Below are 19211 nucleotides of genomic sequence, written 5' to 3'. Positions count from 1 at the left end.
CTTGAGATTCAAAAGGGAATGCAAAATTTTTTAAAGATAAGTCTTAGAATTGGAATACTTATTTGTCTCATCTGTATGCCTTTTTTTACAGCTGCAGACGAATTACCGGATTTCAGGAGAGGAAAATCAAAGGCCAAAGATAATTTCAAAATGGGCCTGAAATATTTCCATAGGGCTCAATTCGGAGCAGCTAAAGAAAACTTTATTGCATCTCTTTCTGTAATGGAAGATTTCCACTTAGCAAGAAAGTTTCTTTCAGATACCTATTTCCTTTCCGGAGAATGGCAGGAAAGCCTGAATGAGTTAGAAATACTGGATCGTTCAAGGAAAAATCCTTACTGGAAAAATCGTATAGAGGTACTCAGACTTCTAATTGCCGGTGAAGGAAAAACTCATCCCCTTACTTTTTATAATAAAATTCTGGGAGATGATTATCGCGGTTACCGTTTCGAAAATCCTACCGATGCCCTTGTCGATGAAAATGGAAATCTCTTCATTCTTTCCTTTAAAACCGGTAATATAGTTAAATTCGATACAAATGGCTTTCCGAGAGGTAATTTTAAAGGTGGTTTCGCCCGTTCCATGAAAGGGCCTATGTTTTTCACCCTATTTAAAAATAACCTGTACGTTAGTGATTTTACTTCAGATAAGATTTATGTATTTAATACCAAAGGATATTTCAAAACAAGGTTTGGAAAAAAAGGAACAGGAAAAGGTGAGTTCATAGGGCCGGCCGGAATAGCCGTTTCCTCCCGTGAAAAAATCTACATCGCAGACTCCGGGAATAACCGCATTCAAAAATACGATCTGGATGGAAATTTTCTTCAATCATTTGGAACGAAAGGAAGAGGAAAACTTTACTCTCCTGCCGGAATAACAGTTTCAGAAGATGAAACGATTTATGTAGTCGATAAGGGGCATAGGAGAATCGTTAACTTTGATGATGAAGGAAATTATATTGGTGAACTCACTCACCCGGACTTTATTCGCCCCCGTTCTATTAAAATTTATAACAACAAGCTTTATATAACCGATGAAGATGCAGGACTCATGATCTATGATCCACAGAAAGTGGAATGGTCGCATTTTCCTTCTTATATGGATGAGACAGGTAAATATAATACTTTACTTCGCCCTTTTTCCTGTGCTCACGATTATACCGGAGCTTTTTATACAATAGACAATGCCAGGCACAGAGTCGATATTTTCACCCCTCGCAATACTCTCGGTTCTAACCTGAATGTTTTTGTTGAAAAAGTAATCCTGAATCGTTTTCCGGATATATCTTTATTAGTAAACGTAAAGGATAGGTTAAATAAAAATCTGAAAGGCATTAATCGAAGTGCATTCAGAATTATAGAAAATGAAAATATCTACCCCCTGGTTGGCCTTGCTGATATGAAACGATTTAATGATAGAATCAGTGTGGCTTTTGTTTTTGAAAATAGTCCGGCTATACACAATATTTCTGAAAAGATTCCGGGTTTCATGGGTCATCTATTTGGTTCCTTTACAGAAAAAGATAGAGTAGAAGTAATCAGAGCCGGTAATGATTCTGTTCGAGTCTATGACTTTGGATATTCCGTTCTGGATGTATATTCCAAAATTCGAAAATCTCAGGCTGAAAAAGGTTTCATCAATCTCGGTAAAGGAATTTTCGAAGGAATAAGTGATTTAAATGATAGACTGGGTCCAAAAGCTCTGGTCGTACTTGTATCCGGGGAAAAATTAGACAATAGTTTTAAACAGTATGATATTATTAGAAATATACAATATGCGAATGCACATTCAATTCCCATCATCTTTCTTTCTTTAAAAGGAGATGGAGAAATGGTTTCCCAATACAAAGATATGGCCGAAAAAACAGATGGATTATTCATTAAAGTTCCGGGAAGTCAGGAAGAAAAAAATCTTTATAAATTTATAAAATCAAAAAAAGATAAAAGGTATATTGTTTCCTACAGAACGAAAACAGCTTCTGAGCTGGGAGGCAAGTATATGGACATACAGGTGGATGTTTTTCACCGCAGGATAATAGGAAAAGCGAGGACAGGATACTTTGTGCCCGAAGATAATTAAAACCGTTTTCTTTAGCGCTTTATTTTTTGTAACTTTCGCTGCTTCAGCAGAAGATATTTATGATCATCTCAAGCAAGCAGATGCATTATATCAGAAAAAAAATTACAATAGAGCCCTGTTTCATTATAAAAATGCTATCAATGTAAATCCATCTTCAATAAGGGCACTATCCGGGTTTGCACGATCCTCTATGAAAATAAATTCCTCAGTTGATGCTCTACAAGCCTATAAAAGAATTCTTGAATTAGAATCTAAAAACATAGAAGCTATAGCAGGAATTGCAGAAATTTACGCAAATTCAGATAAGTTTAAAGAAGCATTAGCCCTTATTGATGAGGGACTGAAGATTGAACCTTATAACCCAAAGCTTTTAATCACCCGTGCCTCGGTTCTATTAAAAAGAGGAGAATATAAGAAAGCCCTGCGTAATCTTGAAGACTCTAAAAATAAAATAGTCAATAACCAGGAATTTAATCTTTTATATGCAAGAGCCAACGCCCTGACCGGACGTTATAATAAATCCGAAAAAATTTTAAATCATCTCATTACAAATTTTCCTGATAATGCAATTTACTTTGTTGAAATGGCAAAAATAAAGTTTCAAAAGGCTATTGATATTTATCCTTCTAACCAAATCGATAGTTTAATGAAAGAGGCCAAATCAAATCTTTTAACGGCTATTGCTCTTGATGGTGAAAATGAAGAAACTCGCTGGCTATTAATAAAAACCTATATCTGGTTTCAGGAATATGATAAGGCCCAATATAATGCAAAAATCCTCGAAGAAAGCAAACCAAATGATGCTTCTTTAAAATATATACTCGCTTTTTTGAGTGATAAGCGAAACGATATTTCCTCCGCCACTTCAGCTTATGGTGATGTTCTGCACCTGAATAATCAGGATGAAATCGGTAGATTTTCTTCGGAAGCCTTTGCCATTAAACATCTGAATGAAAAACACAAGTTTCGAACTTATTTAGGAAAAGTCCGAATGTTGAGTTATAGAAATTCTAAAAATGATTACTCCTATGGTGAATCCACGTTTCACTTAATGAGAAGTAAAGATCTGATTCCAAATAGCAGCCTGGTTAGAAAGGAAACACTAGAATTTCATTATAGAGCCGGTCATCTGGATGAATTGATTAACACCTTAAAAAAAATACGGGATGACGAGCCGAGTAATATTAAAGTTCATAATCGTTTAGAAAATGCTCTTCGCTACAGAAAGCAAAGCCTTTCTTATCGCGAGGGTTACAGTACGATTGAAGGAGCAACTGATTTGCGAATCCGCTCTGTTCCGGAAATCTTTATCTTTGATCCAAAACCAGATAACTTCCTGGAAGGACATCCCGATACTTCTGTTATTATCGGTCATGCAATGAAAAATGCGTTTTCTGTTCAAAACGGTTTAAATGTGGTGAATGGAAAAGAAGAAGAAAGGATTCGTAGTAAAATCCTGGAAGTAAAAAAAGAATATAAAGCTACAGAAGGGGTTTTTTATTCTCCCGAAATCTTGAATTACCTTGATATAGATAGGAAACAATACCGTAAAATTCGCTATGTGGGATTTGGAAATTATAAACAGACTGGAAATTCTCTCAGTCTCAAGTTTCAAGTATATGATAGGTTAGAAGGAAAAATTATAAAAAAAATAAAACTCTCCTCTCAGGGTGGTAACTTCTTAACTGAGCTGGCAGTCCGTACTGCTGAATCTGTAAGTCGATCCATTCCTATAATGGGTAAGGTCTTAAAAATAAAAGATCATAATGTAATCTTGAATCTTGGATACAGAGATGGTCTGGCAAAAGACCAAATTCTCGATATTACACGAAAAGGTAAAAAAGTAGCGGAAGTTAAAATAAAAAAGATGGACGAGTTTATTTCTCTTGCTGAACCTATTAATGTGGATTGGAGAAAGAAAATCAGTCCCAAAGATACTGTAGAAAAAGGGAAGCCAGATGATAAGCAAAAAAAAGGCGGGAAGAAAGAGAACTCGCAATCAAACTAAAAAGGATTTCGTACAAGAGGAACTTCAAAAAAAGGAAATTCCTTCAGTACAAAAGACTTCCGAAACTGAAGATATTCAATTTCAGGTTATAAATCCTGCCAATCTTGAGGTAATCGGCTCTTTACCGATTTTTAATCAGGAACAGGTAGAAGAAAAAATACGTTATGCAAGAGAAACGTTTCCCTCCTGGTCTTCTTTGAGCTTAAACCAGAGATCTCGTGAATTACTCAAGCTTCGTTCCTATCTGGCGAAAAATTCGGAAGAAATGATAAGCACCATCTGTCTTGAAACAGGAAAATCCCGGATGGATGCTCTAACAGAAGTTTTAACTGTCTGTGAATCTATAGACTATGTTGCCAAACAGGGAAAAAAACATCTGAAACCACAAAAAAGAAACACCGGTTTAATTTTAGCCCATAAAAAAGCTTATATTAATTACCATCCTTATGGTGTTGTCGGTGTAATCTCTCCCTGGAATTATCCCCTTATTTTAAGTTTAACCCCCATTGTAAATGCCTTGATGGCAGGAAATACCGTTGTTTTAAAACCTTCTGAAATAACTCCTTTCACTGCTCTCAAAGTATTAGAATTCTTTCAAAAAGCGGGACTTCCTGAGGGTATTCTTCAAATTGTTACCGGCAAAGGCAGTACAGGAGCTGCTCTGGTAGAATCCATGGGAACCCATATGATCTGCTTCACAGGCTCAACAGCTACCGGAAAAAAAATCGCTGAAACCTGTGCAAAAATGTTAAAACCGGTAATTTTGGAACTGGGTGGAAAAGATCCCCTGCTGGTATTTGAGGATGCTAACCTGAAACGGGCGGCAAAGGCTGCTATCTGGGGTGGTTTCTTTAACTCAGGCCAAACCTGTATTTCTGTAGAAAGAGTCTATGTTCAGGATTCAGTATACGACTCATTTATTCACCTTCTCATGGAAGAATATAAAAATGTAAGACAGGGACAGGAGAACAATTTTCCGGAAGTTGGGAGTATGACTTCTCCCGGGCAAGTAAAAATTTTAGAAGAACACTATGAAGATGCCCAAAAAAAAGGAGCAAAAATACTTGTCGGTGGAATTCGACAGGAAAATCAAAAGGGTTACTATCATAAACCTGCTATACTTGTAGATGTAAATCATACAATGAAAATTATGAAAGAAGAAACTTTCGGACCGGAAATTTCTATTATGCGCTTTAGTACGGAAGAAGAAGGAATCGCTCTGGCAAATGATAGCTGTTACGGATTAAATTCTTCTATCTGGACGGGAAATGCAAATAGGGGAAAGCAAATTGCTAAAAAGATTCAGAGTGGAAGCGTTTGTATAAATGATTGCTTGAGTAATTATCCTGTTTCTGATCTTCCCTTTGGTGGATTTAAAGAAAGTGGTATGGGTAAAGTCCATGGACCGGAAGGAATTCGTAGTTTCTCACAAATTCAATCGGTTATAATGAATCGCTGGTTCTGGAAATTGGATAAAGAACTCTGGTGGTACCCCTACTCGGAGAAATTCTATAAGTTTATGGACAGGATGATGAAACTTTTATTTGGCTAAGAATTTATTTCAAATATAGACAGGGACTTATGATATCTCTCTTGAGTCCTTGGCTGCAAAAATGCAATTACCTCAGTCATTACGTTTCGTTTAATATTAAATATAATACTATCTGCAATTTCACGGCAAATAAAAAGTCCTCGACCGTGGGAATCAGATAATCCGAAAGGAAGACCCGTTTCAGGGTTTGTATAAATATGTCTGTCAAAACGTTTTAGGATTTCTTCTTTTCGTAGCGAACCAAACCTGTCTCGTGTCACAATAATAAAAATATTATCACAGATTCCAAAGCCGAGTTGAAAGGCATCCTCCCTTTCCAGTGTAATATTTTTTAATGGAATCAGGATATCCTTGGAAGGAAACTCGTACTGATACTTAGAATTACCGTAGATATCCCTCGGCGCCCTAATCATTGCATTAGAACTTAGTTCCTCTAAAATCTGAAAAACCACAGTCGGGGCTCCATTATCAATCATGTAAGTGCCAATATTTTCACATAGTTCCACACGATTCGTATCCGAATATATGGAAGTGAAAACAACTTCATTCTCAGCCGGAACTTTAAATTGCTCAGTCTGAACTACCTGAAGTTTTTCCTCAAAATATTTCTCTACTCCAAAAATATCCCCACTTAAAAGCTTATTCGCGACAACAGAAATGAATTTGAAGTCTAAAAAGGAGTATTTCGGGATAATATTATAGATTTTATGCTCGTATGCGTAATGAACATAATGGTTTATATCATAAGCGGTTATCAGAGCGTACTGAATCTCAGGAAAATTATTCTTTACATAATCAATTAGCTCTAAACCGGATTTTCCGGGCATTCTGATATCGGAAAGAACCAGATGAATTGGAAACCGGTGTAAGAGTTCTATAGCTGTTTCAGCGTCTTTAGCGTCAAACACCTGAAAATTCTCGGCTAATAGAGCATCGCGTATACTTACCCGGATAGAATCTACATCTTCAACTATAAGAATAGACTTATTCATCTTTTTTAAACTATGTACTTGCAGAAATTTATATCAGCTAATAATGTTAAATCCATTAATATTTAATCGCAATAACTGTCTACACTATATTCGACCTAAATGCCGAACTTTTCTTTCAGGAGTAATAAAATGAAACATTCCTTTCTTCTTTTTTTCTTTCTAATATATCTCATAATTTGTCTGAATCCTGTTTCTGCAGGTGTAAGGAAAAAAAGTAGAATTTTCAAAGTTCTGGTTGCAGGGGATGTAATGTTTAATTGGGGAATACGAAATTCTAAAAAAATATTAGGTAAAAAAATGTTAGGAACGGAACTTCGTAATGTTTTTTCTGAAGCCGAGGTAAGAATGATTAACCTCGAAACCCCGATTACAACACATAAGGAAGGGATGCAAAAAAATAAATCTTATATTTTTCGGGCAGTACCTGAAGATATAAGTATTCTTCAAGAATTGGGAGTAAATACAGTTTTCTTAGGAAATAACCATGCCATGGATTATGGAGATACCGGAATTAAAGATACATTTAACTATTTAAACCAATACAAGATTCGCTTCAGCGGGGCCGGTATAAACCGGGAGGAAGCCTATAGAGCATTAAAAGTAGGCCCGGGAATTAAACTCGTTTCAGTAAGTGGTATTGGTCCGACGAACCTTTTTGCAGGTAGTAAATCCCCCGGTGTAGCTCACCTTTCTTATCCTTCTTTAAAAAATGCCTTAAAGAAAAAAAGAAAATCAGAAATTTTTATTCTTTCCTGTCACTGGGGAGTTGAATATAATCCTGAACCCGACAAAAACCAAAGAAATCTTGCAAAGAAACTGATTGATGCAGGGTACGATATTATAGTAGGACATCACCCCCATATCCCCCAGGGAATCGAAATATATAAAAATAAACTCATTCTGTATTCACTGGGAAATTTTATGTTTGGTAGTCGAAACCAATATCTAAACCACAATGTGATTGCGATTTTACATTTTAAAGAGAATCAATTAATCACCTGTGAAATTATACCGGTTTTCGGAAAGTTTCAGGAAGAAGAGCATCATGTATTTCGAATATTAGAAGGACAGGATAGAGATGTATTTTTTACAGAATATAAAATTCTATGTAAAAAACTGGGTACAAACCTTATCATTAAAAATAACAGGGCTTACATCCATTTCCCGACCGCCAGGTAAGCTCTATGTATCATATCAACAAATACCATAAAAAATCCAATGAGAAGCAGGAAATAAGAAATTTCCAATAAGTGGAGCTTGTAAAATCCGAGTAAAGAAAGGGTAAATGCTGTAAAAAAAATAAGACCTGAAATTTTAAATAAATAGCTGGAATTGCAAAGCCAGAGAACAAGTCCCGTTACACCCGAAGCTGCATAAATAAATAACCAGCTTACAAGGCTTATCTCTTTTGTATTCAACAAACTTTCTTCCAATAATATAACAGACTTGGCTTCTAAAACCGAGTTTAATTTGAGATTTTTTATAATAATAAAAAAAGCAGAAAAAAATAACAGGAAATAAAATAAAACTTTCCAAAAGAAACGCAATTTTACTTCTGTATACCCTAAGTGAAAGATACTGGCAAAATACAGTATATACACCGGTATTAAATAATATACAAGAGAAAGAATGGTTTGAAAAGATTTCTTTTTCTTATAAAAACTTTGCTCTTCCGGCCCTCCCAGCAAATTGCGTATATCTTCTTTATCTGAAGCAAATTCAAGTGAAAAATACGAAATACTTAAATAAGAATGCTTTGAACTACCTGGTATTTCAGGAGACTTAAAAAGAATCATAAAAACCAGAATCCAAAAAAAAGCTCCGGATATAATTCCATAAACTATGTGGCGAGAGTTGAGCCAGAATGTCTTCATTTATCTGACCTGGGCAGAAACATTCTTTAAAGTATAGAGAAGCTTTCGAAGCGCATAAGAAGAACGAGAATCATGAAGAAACTTAAAACCATAACCATTTGGCTTATCATATAAATTACCATTATTTATCCAGCTTACTTCCGCGTCTATAGGAATCCTTTTTGCCTGCGGATATAATAAAAGCCTACACCTATCACCCACTTTTAAATCCAAAAGTTCTGTCTCTAAAAATATTCCATTTTGTGAAAGATTTATTGCAGATGTTATGTGCTTTTTTTCGATTGTCCTATGAGAAAGTAAAACAGAGAAGCGAACACTATAACGGGGTGAGTGATATCGAATTAGAAACTCACGGATAGATGCCTTATCTTCCTCACTGGTTTCGAGAATTTTAAGCCAGAGACCGATTCTTCCGGAATTGAGCGACTCCTTTGCAAACAAACTCGTAACCATCTCTGCTTTTCCGCGACTATAAAGGTTTAAGGAGAGAAATATAAGTATATTTGAATCTTCTTCCGGTAAATAATCAAAATCCTCTTCATAAACCTTCAAATATAAATATTTCTCTGTAATCAGGCTCGACTCGAGAAAATATTCATCTCCCAGCACATTGATAGTTACCGGTATTCTAACCCCATTTTGATGTCTCTTTAAAAATTCTTTTTCAAAAAAATTAAAGTATACGTGCTCAATTAATCCCTGAACTCTTTGTTTCATCCCTTATGATATTGGTAGTAGATTTATTTTCCCAGTCAAGAGGAAAATTCTCTTCTGAAAAAAGAGATGAATTCCTGGCCTAAAAAAAATTGCTTGTTTGTATGAATTATATAATCTATCGTCTTCTTATTTTTAGTCTCCTTTTTATCTTATTCTGTAAGAAAACAGAATCCATTAAACCCATAAAACCCGGTCAAAACTTTGAACTACAGGGACACCGGGGAGCACGAGGTCTTTTACCGGAAAATACAATCCCCGCTTTCCAAAAAGCTCTTGAGTTAAATATGAATGTTATTGAACTTGATACAATCTTAAGTTCAGATAAAGAAATTCTTGTTTACCATGATATTTTTTTAAACTCCAATCTTTGTAGAACACAGGAAGGCAAAAAACTGGAACCCAAACCTGTTAATCATATCAGTTTACAGGAATTCAAAAATCTAGATTGTGGCAGTGTAAAGAATCCAAAATTCCCTGAGCAAAAAACCATCCCCAAAACTCATCCACCTGATTTAGAAGAAGTTTTTTCTTTTATAACAAGCTATGAAAGAAAAAATCCGGAAGCTAAAAAAGTATATCTAAATATAGAAATAAAAGCAAATCCTCATGATATGACAGACAAAGATCTATATTTTCATGCAGATAAAATCATCACTCTTGCTGAAAAATATTCCTTAAAAGATAGAATTACTATTCAATCCTTTGAACATATCGTTCTAACATATATCAAAGAAAAATATCCTTCTGTAAAAACTTCTGCTCTTTTTTCCATGACCTACTTTCAGTTTTTTCGTTCTAAACTCGGATGGATAAAAGGTTTGCAAAAGGAAGTAATTGAAAAATCTATTACTTTAAAAGTAGATTACATATCTCCTTTCTATGCCTATGTAAACCCGGACTTTGTAAAAGCCTGTCATGAGAAAGGTTTAAAGCTTATTCCCTGGACAATCAATAGTGAAGAACATATTGAAGAAATTATGTCATACGGAGTTGATGGTATTATATCAGACTATCCGGATAGGTTATACAGGGTATGGAAAAAATTAAGCGAATCTTCATTATAATTTTTCTTGCTCTTCACCCGGCTTTATACGCAAAAGAAGCCAAAAACTGGATCTATGTGGTTTTTAATACATTAGATAAGCTTAAACTATCAGACCTTCAGTATAACTTAAAACCTTATAGTATTTATTGCATAACAGGTCTTAAACTAAAAGCTAATGGTTCAATATTCATACCTATTTCGTATGTATCTATGATTAAAAAAAAATTAGATTCTAAAATAAAAGCAGGTTCTAAAATATATCCTATGATTATTTTTGCCTCATCCCGAGAAGGAAAGGCTTTTTTGAAAAATAAAAATTCCTGGCTCTTATTTAAGCAAAATATAATTACTTTCTTAATACAAAACTCTTTTTCCGGAATTCATCTTGACTTCGAACATCTTCCTTCCGGATATAGTACAGATTATAAGGATTTTCTTAAATACTTATATCCCGAATTTTTAAAAAATCAACTGAACTTAAACCTGGCAATCTATCCACCCCTTGATTTTCCCTCCAAAAAAAATGGTTTCCACGATATTCAAAAGTTATCTCCCTATACTTCCGGGATCATTTTAATGCTATATGACTACTACGGACCATTTACAAGAAAAAAGGGACCTGTGAGTTCTTTAAGCTGGATTCGTAAAAATCTCAGTTATAGCCTCCGGTACTTATCATCTAAAAAAATCTGGTTAGGAAGTCCGCTGTATTCCTATTCGTATAAAGGTTATAAACGCAGCATTCTCAGCCAAAAACAGTCTGCTAAACTTTTAAAAAAATATCCTTTTAAAAGACATTCATCCGGTCTTCTTTTTTATCAGGATAAAGAAAATTTAATTTTCCATCCTGATAATTTCTTTAAATCAAAAACCCTGGAAATTCAAAAAGAATTAGATTTAGCCGGAATTGCCTATTGGAGAGCAGGATTTTGAAAAATTAAGTCTTGACGCATATCAAAGGTAAGGCTGTAATTAAGTTTGGTACGGAGAAAATCATGAGAAAGCTAGCCCTCGGACTCATCATAATTATTTTATCTACAGTCTCGGTTATTTACGGAATTCATTTCTACATAGATAATATGCGACTTTCACAAATGGAAAAACTCCCCCTGTACGAACTGGAACCGGCGAAGGTAGTAAGCCTGAGTACCGGCAAAAATGTATCTATGAGTCTTAAAAACGTAAACTTTCGTTTTACTCCCAAGATATACCTGAACATTCACAGTCTCGAAGCAGAACTAAGACCCAAAGAACCTGCAAGAATTGTAAACTTTGATGATCTGAATTCCTTTCATATTGAAATTTTCGCTGGAGAGGCTTTCCTGCACTCCAGTATAATGAAACACATTTTTAAGGATATTATCTTCAATTATCCAAATTCTCCTCTAAAATTAGAAAGTCTGGAACTTTTAGAACCTCTACCCGGCTCAGAAGCCAGTCGGGTCAAACTTTCCGGGGAGGTAAATTTCATGTTCTGGCTCAAATTTACCATGTATGGAATTATGGAATTAAATAAATCCGACATGAGCATCCGTATCAAAGCGGAGAGAATGGATGCACTTTACAACCCTTACACCAAACAACTCCTCGGCCTTGTCGGTCTGGACATGGAAAAACTCTTGAAACCTCTGCCACCCGGAAGGGGTTTAGTGGTAAACGGTAATACAATTATTGTAAATCCCTTTTCCCTTTTTCCTCCTCCCAGCATGTATGGAAAATTGGAAAGTTTAAAAGTGAAAAATAACGGAATAGTTCTCAAGTTTGAACGGGTCAAAACTATGAACTTTCCCAGTATGCCTTCCTCTAATGCCAAGAACTATCTCTTCCTTTTTAATGGAGACGTGAAATTTGGACAGTTAGTTATGAATATGATAGGAAACGCAAACATGGAAATGGTAGACAGCGACCCCAGTGATATATTTGATTTTTATCTCAAGGAATATTTTAATGTTCTAACCGGTCCCGGAACTCGTGTAATTATGCAATCCAATAAATCTATCCTGGTAGAAATGATGGACTATGACGACTCTATGCGCTTAAGAAATAAACTTTAATCCTCTGAAATGGGAGATTACCAAAAAATAGTTCATGTAAAAAATGATTTGCATTATAACCGATTTAACTAAAACTTAAAGAACTTTATGGCTAACTCAAAACAGAAGCTTGATCCGGATAAAATTTTTAAACTGACTTCCCGTATCAATTCTACAGAAAGCCTCGATTCTCTTCTGGATACAATCATGGATACCGCCAGGGATCTACTTAATGTGGAAGGAGCTTCTCTTTTACTATATGATCGAGAAAGAAGTGATCTGGTTTTTTGTCATTCCCGTGGCCTAAAAAGCGAATCCTTGCAAAATCTTCGAGTTCCAAAAGGTAAAGGCATAGCGGGTACTGTTCTGGAAACCCTTAAACCCATTATTGTAAATGATGCAAACAATGATCCCAGGATTTATCGTGTCATTGATGAATCCATAGGTTTTGTAACGAAAAATCTGGTCTGCGTACCTATGATTGCCCAGGGTGAAATTCAAGGAGTTTTGGAAGCTGTAAATACTCTCGATAGAGAACAATTTGATGATGAAGATTTAAATACTTTTTTAAATCTATCCGAGATAGCAGCCATTGCTATTCGAAACCGTCTGTTGATAGAAGATCTACAGGCTCGATTAGATGACATACGAAATCTCTTATACATTGTACAAACCCTGTCTACAATAACAGAATTGGGTACGTTCATTCATACCACTTTTCGTCTTATCATTCATGCTATGAAATGCGAAAGAATCTCCCTTGTATTAAAAAGTCAAAAGACCGGTCACTGGTTTTTGGCAAAATCAATTGGCTTTCAGCTTAAAGGAAAAAAACGGCTGATTGATATTTCCAGAGGAGTAATTTCCCGTGTTCTAAAAACTGGTCAGCCAATTTTCTCAGAAAATAAACTACCCGACAATCTTATATTTCCAAGGAGAAACATTTATAGGAATGATTCATTTATTTCCATTCCTATAAAAAATGAATTTGATATTGAAGGGGTTCTCTCTATCAGCAATAGAAAAGATGGTAAACCTTTCTCTAAAAATGATCTGGACATTTTGATTTTAATTCTCCACTACTTTCGGGAAACCTATAACTCTCTTCGTTCGAGGGAGAGAAAGCAAAAACTGGACTCCTTCAAGCGAGATCTGGAAATTGCCGGAAAAATACAGAAATACTCTCTTCCTAAGATACCGGAACTTCTTGGCGGTTTAGAAATTATAAAAACCTACCTACCATCTAAAGAAGTGGGAGGTGATTTCTATGATTTGATATACCATAGCGAGTTTGAGTTTTCCTTTATAATAGCTGATGTTTCCGGAAAGGGTATTTCAGCTGCTCTTTTCATGGAGTTTTCTAAAAATATAATTTCAGACGAAGTAGCCAGGTTTTCTTCTCCCTCCCGAGCTTTGATGAATTCCAATACGATCATTCAGGAAAAATTCTATAGCATGATGTATGTTGAAGTTATGCTGGCAAAAATTAATACCCGTACTAAGACTCTGACTATTGCAAGCGCCGGACACCACCGTCAATTTCTTTATAGGACCTCAAGCGATCAACTATTCATTTTAAAAAGTAAAGGACTTCCCCTGGGTACCCGACTTCAAAATTTTGAAATTGATGAATTAGAAATTTCCTATGAAGATGGAGACCTATTATTTTTATACACGGATGGAATTACAGAAACCAGAAACCAGGATAAAGAGTTTTTTGGGGAAGAAAGACTAAGTAAATTAATTAGAAATCATGCAAAAGACCCCCTGCCCCGTATCAAAACCATTATAAAAAAAGCTACTGATGCTTTCAGGGGAAACAGAGAACTCGAAGACGATTTCACATTTATATTGATCCGTCTACATTAAAATTTTGTAAGTACTTATAAAAAAATAAAATTTTTTGTATAGACGTTTCAGACTCGAAATCTGCATAGTAAGAACTACAAGAATAAACCTTACATGGAGATGAATGTGATCAATTTAAAAGAATTACAACAGGTAGTACAGGATGCTATAGATAAAGGTGCAACTTCCGTAGAACAAGTTCACAGACAAATTGCCAATATGCCTCTGGATATGCTGGCAAAAATCGAACAATTGGAAGGACCTGTTAACCAGGCAAGAGACTTCAACGATAAAACTATCGGAAGTATTTATGAACTCATCCACAACCTTAACAATAAAGCTGGTGAAATTGCTAGAGAACTACTGGCAAAATTAGACGGTGGAGACCAGGCGTAAATATAAAACAAACCGGGCTGAGTAGACTTTTACCAGCCCTGCAAGCTTTATTTTAGAGGAATCCCCCTCTTTTTAAACTGTTCTTCTCGATTTAAAATTTTTATAATTTTGTTTAACCTGGCTAACTTAAATACTGTTTCAAGAGAATTAGACAATCCAACCAGTAAAAAATCTATATTTTTCTTATTTGCTAGACCAACAAGACTGATGAATTTACCAACCCCCGAAGAATCTATAAAAAACAGGGAAGAACAATCAATTATTATTTCATCAACATTCGAACCCATTTCCTTTTCAATTGCATCAGAAATTTCAGGAGCCTCTAACATTCCCAGTTTCCCGGTTATAGAAACAACCACAGTTCGGCCATATTTCTTTATTTGAAAGAATGTTTCAGTTTTTTGCTGCATTATCCTCTCCCTTAAACAACATAGTAAAATATTCTTTACCGAAATTCAATCTAAAAAAATCTATTTAAATTGAAAGGAAATCCTTCTGTATGTATACAAACATTTCTGAAAACTATATCATCTCCCAGGATGGTTTAAAAATCCCGTATTATGTTCAGGGAGACGGTTATCCTATGTTTTTTTTTAATGGATTTACCTGCAGACAGGATAATCTAAAATACCTGATCCAACATTTTTCCAAAAATTATAAAATTATCACCTGGGATTACAAAGGACATGGAAATAATCCTATGCCGGAGAATTACAACTACTGTAGTATAAATTCTTTTGTTTGGGATGCCCAACGTATATTTGATGAACTAAACATTCAAAATGTAATCCTTGTGGGCTATAGTATTGGAACAGAACTCATGTATGAATTTGCATTAAAAAATCCGAAAAAAACCCGACTGATTATCAGTATCAACGGTCTGACCGGAAATGTAGCAAATAGTTTATTTCATACAAATCTATTCAAACATGCTCTGGAATTTTTAAAAAGAAGTTCCCCTTATTTAAGTGATATCTATAATAAAACCTGGACCATTATAAATCAAGCTCCATTCTCATGGAAGTATCTTTTTGCTTCCCCTTTTATTGATAAAGCAAAACTAAATAAAGATGATATGGTGCCTTTTATAAATGGACTTTCTCAAATGAAAGCTGATTTTTTGATCCACCTTTTAGATGAATTTCATAAACATTCTGTTCTAAATGATTTACTCTTTTTAGAACAACCCACACTTTTACTGGCAGGAGAAAAAGATCATTTTGTTCCCTATAATTGTTCTCTCGAAGCCCACCGTAAAATACCGCATTCGGAGTTTGTTAAAATTCCGGGTGGAACACATAATATGAATATGGAACAGTATGAGAAACTTATTCAGGAAATGGAAATTTTTATAAATAAAAATAAGTATTCTCTTTAAAATAAATATATTAATAACCTTATACACCTATAAAATGAATATACCAACAGAAAAAAATATAATTTGGCATGAAGCTTCTCTCAACAAATCTTTGAGAGCAAAAATTAAAAACCAAAAACCCTGTATAATCTGGTTTACCGGTCTTTCCGGCTCCGGAAAATCTACCCTGGCCAATGCTCTGGAACATGAGCTTTTTATGTCAGGTCATCATACTTATTTACTTGATGGAGATAATATTCGTCTTGGTTTAAACAAGGATCTCGGATTTTCCAATCATGATAGAGAAGAAAATATTCGCCGTATTGGTGAAGTAGCCAAACTCATGTTGGATGCAGGCTTAATTGTTTTGACTGCTTTTATTTCTCCCTTTATTAAAGATAGAAACACAGTCAGACAGCTTGTACAGGAAAATGAATTTATAGAAGTTTTTGTGAATACTCCCCTTGTAGTTTGCGAAGAAAGAGATACAAAAGGTTTATATAAAAAAGCAAGAAAAGGAGAAATCAAAGGTTTTACCGGTATCGATTCTCCTTACGAAGCACCTATGTCGGCTGAACTCGAAATTAGAACAACAGAAGAAGACTTAAATTTTTCTATTCAAAGAATTATTTGTTATATTAGTAAATTAAAATAATGAAAGATAGTCCTTTTTATTCCAAAGAAATCTTATACGAAAACGAACTTGCCTTTGTAGTTGCTGATAAATTCCCTGTTTCTAAAGGGCATTGTCTTGTTATACCAAAACGTTTAGCAAAAAATATATTTGAATTAAATGAAATGGAAGTGCTTGCCATATTTTCTCTTATTCAAAAAGTAAAACAGGAATTTGATGTATTATATCAGCCCGATGGTTATAATATAGGCACCAACACCGGTGAAGCAGCCGGACAAACAATCGCCCACTGCCACTTTCATTTAATACCGAGGTATAAAGGAGATACCCAAAATCCAAAAGGTGGAGGAGTCCGTTATGTAAAAGCCATCAAAATCAAAGATGGGCTTTATGGAGATTTTCGAGAAAAATACCGAGAAAATCGTTGAATAACTCACTTCAAAGATGATTTACTATCTACTTTTGGATACATAATATCAGGGACCGGATGATTTAAAAATTTACATAATTCCTTAAATCCATCTCCATTATAAATATCAAATATTAATAACTTCTCAGGTTCGTTTTTAAAATACTCTTTCACACTTGAAATATAGTTATCATAAGCAAAAGATAGTCTATCACGGTTATAGGTGTAGCATCCATAAACACTGGCACGTAAAAATTTTCTTATCTCTAACTTATGATTAAAACCATTCTGAGAATGAACCGGTTTATCTTTCCAGTGCCTTTCCATGGCATTAAGCCAGTCTTCCTTGGGGCGAACTGTCAGTATAAATTTGGAACCTGGGTATAATTTATCCAATTGAGGATATATGGCTGCCGCTGTAATATCTGTTATCCCTTCATAAGTTTGTAGTATAGTCAAAGAATCAAAATTCCCGGTAATTTCCTGAAAAGTTATTTCATCATTCGGATAATGTACTATATCATAACCTAATATTCCAAGTGCTTTTGTTAAACTCTTGGTTCCTGTTCGGCTCAAACCTATTCCAAAAATCTTGGCTTTACCCATAATCGATTTATTTATATAAATCATCGAAGAAACTTCTTCTTCTGTTTTTTTAACCCCTTCAATTCTTTCAAGTTCTTTCAAATCATTAAAAGAAAAATCTTCTTTTTCTTTTATTCCAAGCTTTTGGATTTCTTTCTTACCTATCTCCGTTAGGTTATCAATTAGGTTTTTGGTAAATTCAAAATCGGCATCATCTCCCACATTTTCTCTTGCGTAATTAATAGCAGCAAGAGCCACTTTATAATCTAAATCATTCTGATTGGCTTTCCATTCTTCTATGCGTTTTGCCAGGTCTTCTCTGCTATGAGATTTTCGACTTCTCAATTCTCTCAGAACATACTTGGAAAATATGTCTTTATAGTATTGTTCGAAATCGTGTAAGATATGAAATGATTCGAAATGTTTAAGCCAATTATTGGCTTTAAGAGCCAGGTGTCTAGTTCTGGACTCCGGTCTCAACATATATCTTACATCGTATTTAGATAATTCAACAGCTTTCATGGCACGAACCAGATCAACCCTTGTTATATGCACCCCACAATGAATATGGCCTCTGAATTTATCTAAAACATAGCAATCAATGAAAGGCCTATCATTCTCTTCCAGATAAGGCCTTATATCCTCAAGAATCAAACAATCTGCATCCATAAACACAACAAAATCTGCATCATAGTCTATTTGCAGAGACTTTTCAACTGCCAGAGAAAAAGGTTTAACATTTTCGAAAAAGTGTATTTTATTAGGATTGATATTCTTTTTTGCAAGCTCAAGAGCAACTTTGCTTGTTCTTTCTTCAACAGAGCGAAAAACCAGATCTATCTTCTTCATTTAAGGTTCCTCAAAACTGGTATTTAATGTACCTACCATTTTATCAAAAAGATTTTTTGCATCTTCGCTTAATTGTGTTTTCCATTTACTATCATGCTTTATAGCCTGAGGATGTTCTAAATAAGATTGCTTGGATGATGATAATTTAGTCTCCAACTCACCTTTCGCCTTAACGGAACTCAATAAGGATTGGGTTCCTTCATTACCACCCAGAGGATGATGCTCGTACTCATAAAATTCTAGCATACCAGGTTCATAAGGAATATCTAAAAATTCACAAATCTTGGATACTTCCAGAGCTGGATCAGCTGTCAACTCATGATATAATAAAACCTGCTTTTTCCCTTTGAAATTATTGTATAATTCGTCGCTTTTTTCGATTTGCTCCAACCAATTTTCAATATGATTTTTTGCCTCTATATCAGGATACTTTCGGATCCTGGAATTTAAAACAGCTCTTCCATCTCTTTTTAAATATATTAGATATGGAATTCGTTTTTCAGCTGAAGCAAGATCTATATGGGACTGAATCCATTCTGTACCCTTGCTGGAATCTACTAAAAAACCAGAATCTACAATTTTATCAAATCTCTGATATAAACTCAGACCTGAATTTTTTAATTCATGAAAAGGTTTCCATAATTTACAATCAGGACCACAAACTTTACAATAACGTTTTCTCTCCGGTTTATCTAAATCATATAGATATTTTGACTTTTTTGCTTCACCCAGATAATGTCCCTGACTATGACTTCCTAAAACTAATCCTAACAAAGTAGAACCGGAATGACCGGCACCACACATAAAAACAACTTTATCAATCATGATTTTGT

General features: G+C 34.7%; 18 protein-coding genes. 12 read left to right on the top strand and 6 right to left on the bottom strand.

All coding sequences use genetic code 11. From position 1 onward, the window contains the following. Nucleotides 1–18 precede the first annotated feature (18 nt). From H7A25_16620 to H7A25_16610, 3 genes are read left to right on the top strand one after another with little or no spacing between them, the layout of a single operon-like run. Nucleotides 19–2079, top strand: a complete 2061-nt coding sequence (locus H7A25_16620) for an NHL repeat-containing protein (GenBank protein ID MCP5501528.1) — start codon at nt 19–21, stop codon at nt 2077–2079. Beyond that, complete coding sequence (locus tag H7A25_16615; protein MCP5501527.1) at nt 2060–4087, top strand: hypothetical protein; 2028 nt, start codon at nt 2060–2062, stop codon at nt 4085–4087. The genes H7A25_16620 and H7A25_16615 overlap by 20 nt, the downstream gene beginning before the upstream one ends. Further along, on the top strand, nt 4038–5639 hold the full coding sequence (locus H7A25_16610; protein ID MCP5501526.1) for an aldehyde dehydrogenase family protein: 1602 nt from the start codon (nt 4038–4040) through the stop codon (nt 5637–5639). The genes H7A25_16615 and H7A25_16610 overlap by 50 nt, the downstream gene beginning before the upstream one ends. Here the strand turns inward: H7A25_16610 and H7A25_16605 are convergent. Further along, entirely contained in the window at nt 5636–6631 is a 996-nt protein-coding gene (locus tag H7A25_16605; GenBank protein ID MCP5501525.1) for a response regulator, read from the bottom strand. The genes H7A25_16610 and H7A25_16605 overlap by 4 nt on opposite strands. 129 nt (nt 6632–6760) lie before the next feature. On the opposite strand from H7A25_16605, the gene H7A25_16600 reads away from it, so the two are divergent. Next, a complete protein-coding gene (locus tag H7A25_16600; protein MCP5501524.1) occupies nt 6761–7810 on the top strand; it encodes a CapA family protein in 1050 nt (349 codons plus the stop codon). Here H7A25_16600 and H7A25_16595 read toward each other — a convergent pair. Together H7A25_16595 and H7A25_16590 are read right to left on the bottom strand one after the other, a co-directional pair. Next, nucleotides 7783–8505, bottom strand: a complete 723-nt coding sequence (locus H7A25_16595) for a hypothetical protein (protein ID MCP5501523.1) — start codon at nt 8503–8505, stop codon at nt 7783–7785. The two genes, H7A25_16600 and H7A25_16595, sit on opposite strands and share 28 nt — an antisense overlap. Then, nucleotides 8506–9222: a PilZ domain-containing protein gene (locus H7A25_16590; protein MCP5501522.1), complete on the bottom strand. Its 717-nt coding sequence runs from the start codon at nt 9220–9222 to the stop codon at nt 8506–8508. A 101-nt stretch (nt 9223–9323) separates the two neighbouring features. On the opposite strand from H7A25_16590, the gene H7A25_16585 reads away from it, so the two are divergent. The 5 genes from H7A25_16585 (at nt 9324) to H7A25_16565 (ending at nt 14544) form a co-directional block, all read left to right on the top strand. Next, complete coding sequence (locus H7A25_16585) at nt 9324–10286, top strand: glycerophosphodiester phosphodiesterase (protein ID MCP5501521.1); 963 nt, start codon at nt 9324–9326, stop codon at nt 10284–10286. After that, the gene (locus H7A25_16580) at nt 10256–11200 is read left to right on the top strand and encodes a hypothetical protein (GenBank protein MCP5501520.1); all 945 of its coding nucleotides are present in this window, start codon (nt 10256–10258) and stop codon (nt 11198–11200) included. The genes H7A25_16585 and H7A25_16580 overlap by 31 nt, the downstream gene beginning before the upstream one ends. Nucleotides 11201–11262: 62 nt before the next feature. After that, the gene (locus tag H7A25_16575; GenBank protein ID MCP5501519.1) at nt 11263–12321 is read left to right on the top strand and encodes a hypothetical protein; all 1059 of its coding nucleotides are present in this window, start codon (nt 11263–11265) and stop codon (nt 12319–12321) included. Nucleotides 12322–12408: 87 nt separating this feature from the next. Further along, nucleotides 12409–14169, top strand: coding sequence for a SpoIIE family protein phosphatase (locus H7A25_16570; protein ID MCP5501518.1), 1761 nt, complete (start codon nt 12409–12411; stop codon nt 14167–14169). Nucleotides 14170–14274: 105 nt separating this feature from the next. Beyond that, entirely contained in the window at nt 14275–14544 is a 270-nt protein-coding gene (locus H7A25_16565; protein MCP5501517.1) for a hypothetical protein, read from the top strand. Nucleotides 14545–14591: 47 nt separating this feature from the next. Here H7A25_16565 and H7A25_16560 read toward each other — a convergent pair whose 3' ends face one another. Further along, nucleotides 14592–14954, bottom strand: coding sequence for an STAS domain-containing protein (locus H7A25_16560; protein MCP5501516.1), 363 nt, complete (start codon nt 14952–14954; stop codon nt 14592–14594). Between the two features lie 89 nt (nt 14955–15043). On the opposite strand from H7A25_16560, the gene H7A25_16555 reads away from it, so the two are divergent. Genes H7A25_16555 through H7A25_16545 form a run of 3 tightly spaced genes read left to right on the top strand, consistent with a single transcriptional unit; the run spans nt 15044 to nt 16963 of the window. Continuing rightward, on the top strand, nt 15044–15922 hold the full coding sequence (locus tag H7A25_16555) for an alpha/beta hydrolase (GenBank protein ID MCP5501515.1): 879 nt from the start codon (nt 15044–15046) through the stop codon (nt 15920–15922). A 34-nt stretch (nt 15923–15956) separates the two neighbouring features. After that, a complete protein-coding gene (gene cysC, locus H7A25_16550; protein ID MCP5501514.1) occupies nt 15957–16556 on the top strand; it encodes an adenylyl-sulfate kinase in 600 nt (199 codons plus the stop codon). Then, nucleotides 16556–16963, top strand: coding sequence for an HIT family protein (locus H7A25_16545; GenBank protein ID MCP5501513.1), 408 nt, complete (start codon nt 16556–16558; stop codon nt 16961–16963). Before cysC ends, H7A25_16545 begins: the two co-directional genes overlap by 1 nt. Before the next feature lie 5 nt (nt 16964–16968). Here the strand turns inward: H7A25_16545 and H7A25_16540 are convergent, their stop codons facing one another. Both H7A25_16540 and H7A25_16535 read right to left on the bottom strand, forming a co-directional pair. Further along, nucleotides 16969–18378 (bottom strand): hypothetical protein, encoded by a 1410-nt coding sequence (locus H7A25_16540; GenBank protein MCP5501512.1) that lies wholly within the window; start codon nt 18376–18378, stop codon nt 16969–16971. Next, complete coding sequence (locus H7A25_16535) at nt 18379–19203, bottom strand: sulfotransferase domain-containing protein (GenBank protein ID MCP5501511.1); 825 nt, start codon at nt 19201–19203, stop codon at nt 18379–18381. Nucleotides 19204–19211 lie beyond the last annotated feature (8 nt).

This window comes from Leptospiraceae bacterium (assembly GCA_024233835.1).
In the GTDB taxonomy this organism is placed as follows: Bacteria; Spirochaetota; Leptospiria; order Leptospirales; family Leptospiraceae; genus JACKPC01.
The sequence above is the reverse complement of the archived record's forward strand: the minus strand, read 5'-3'. Positions and strand labels throughout refer to the sequence as shown.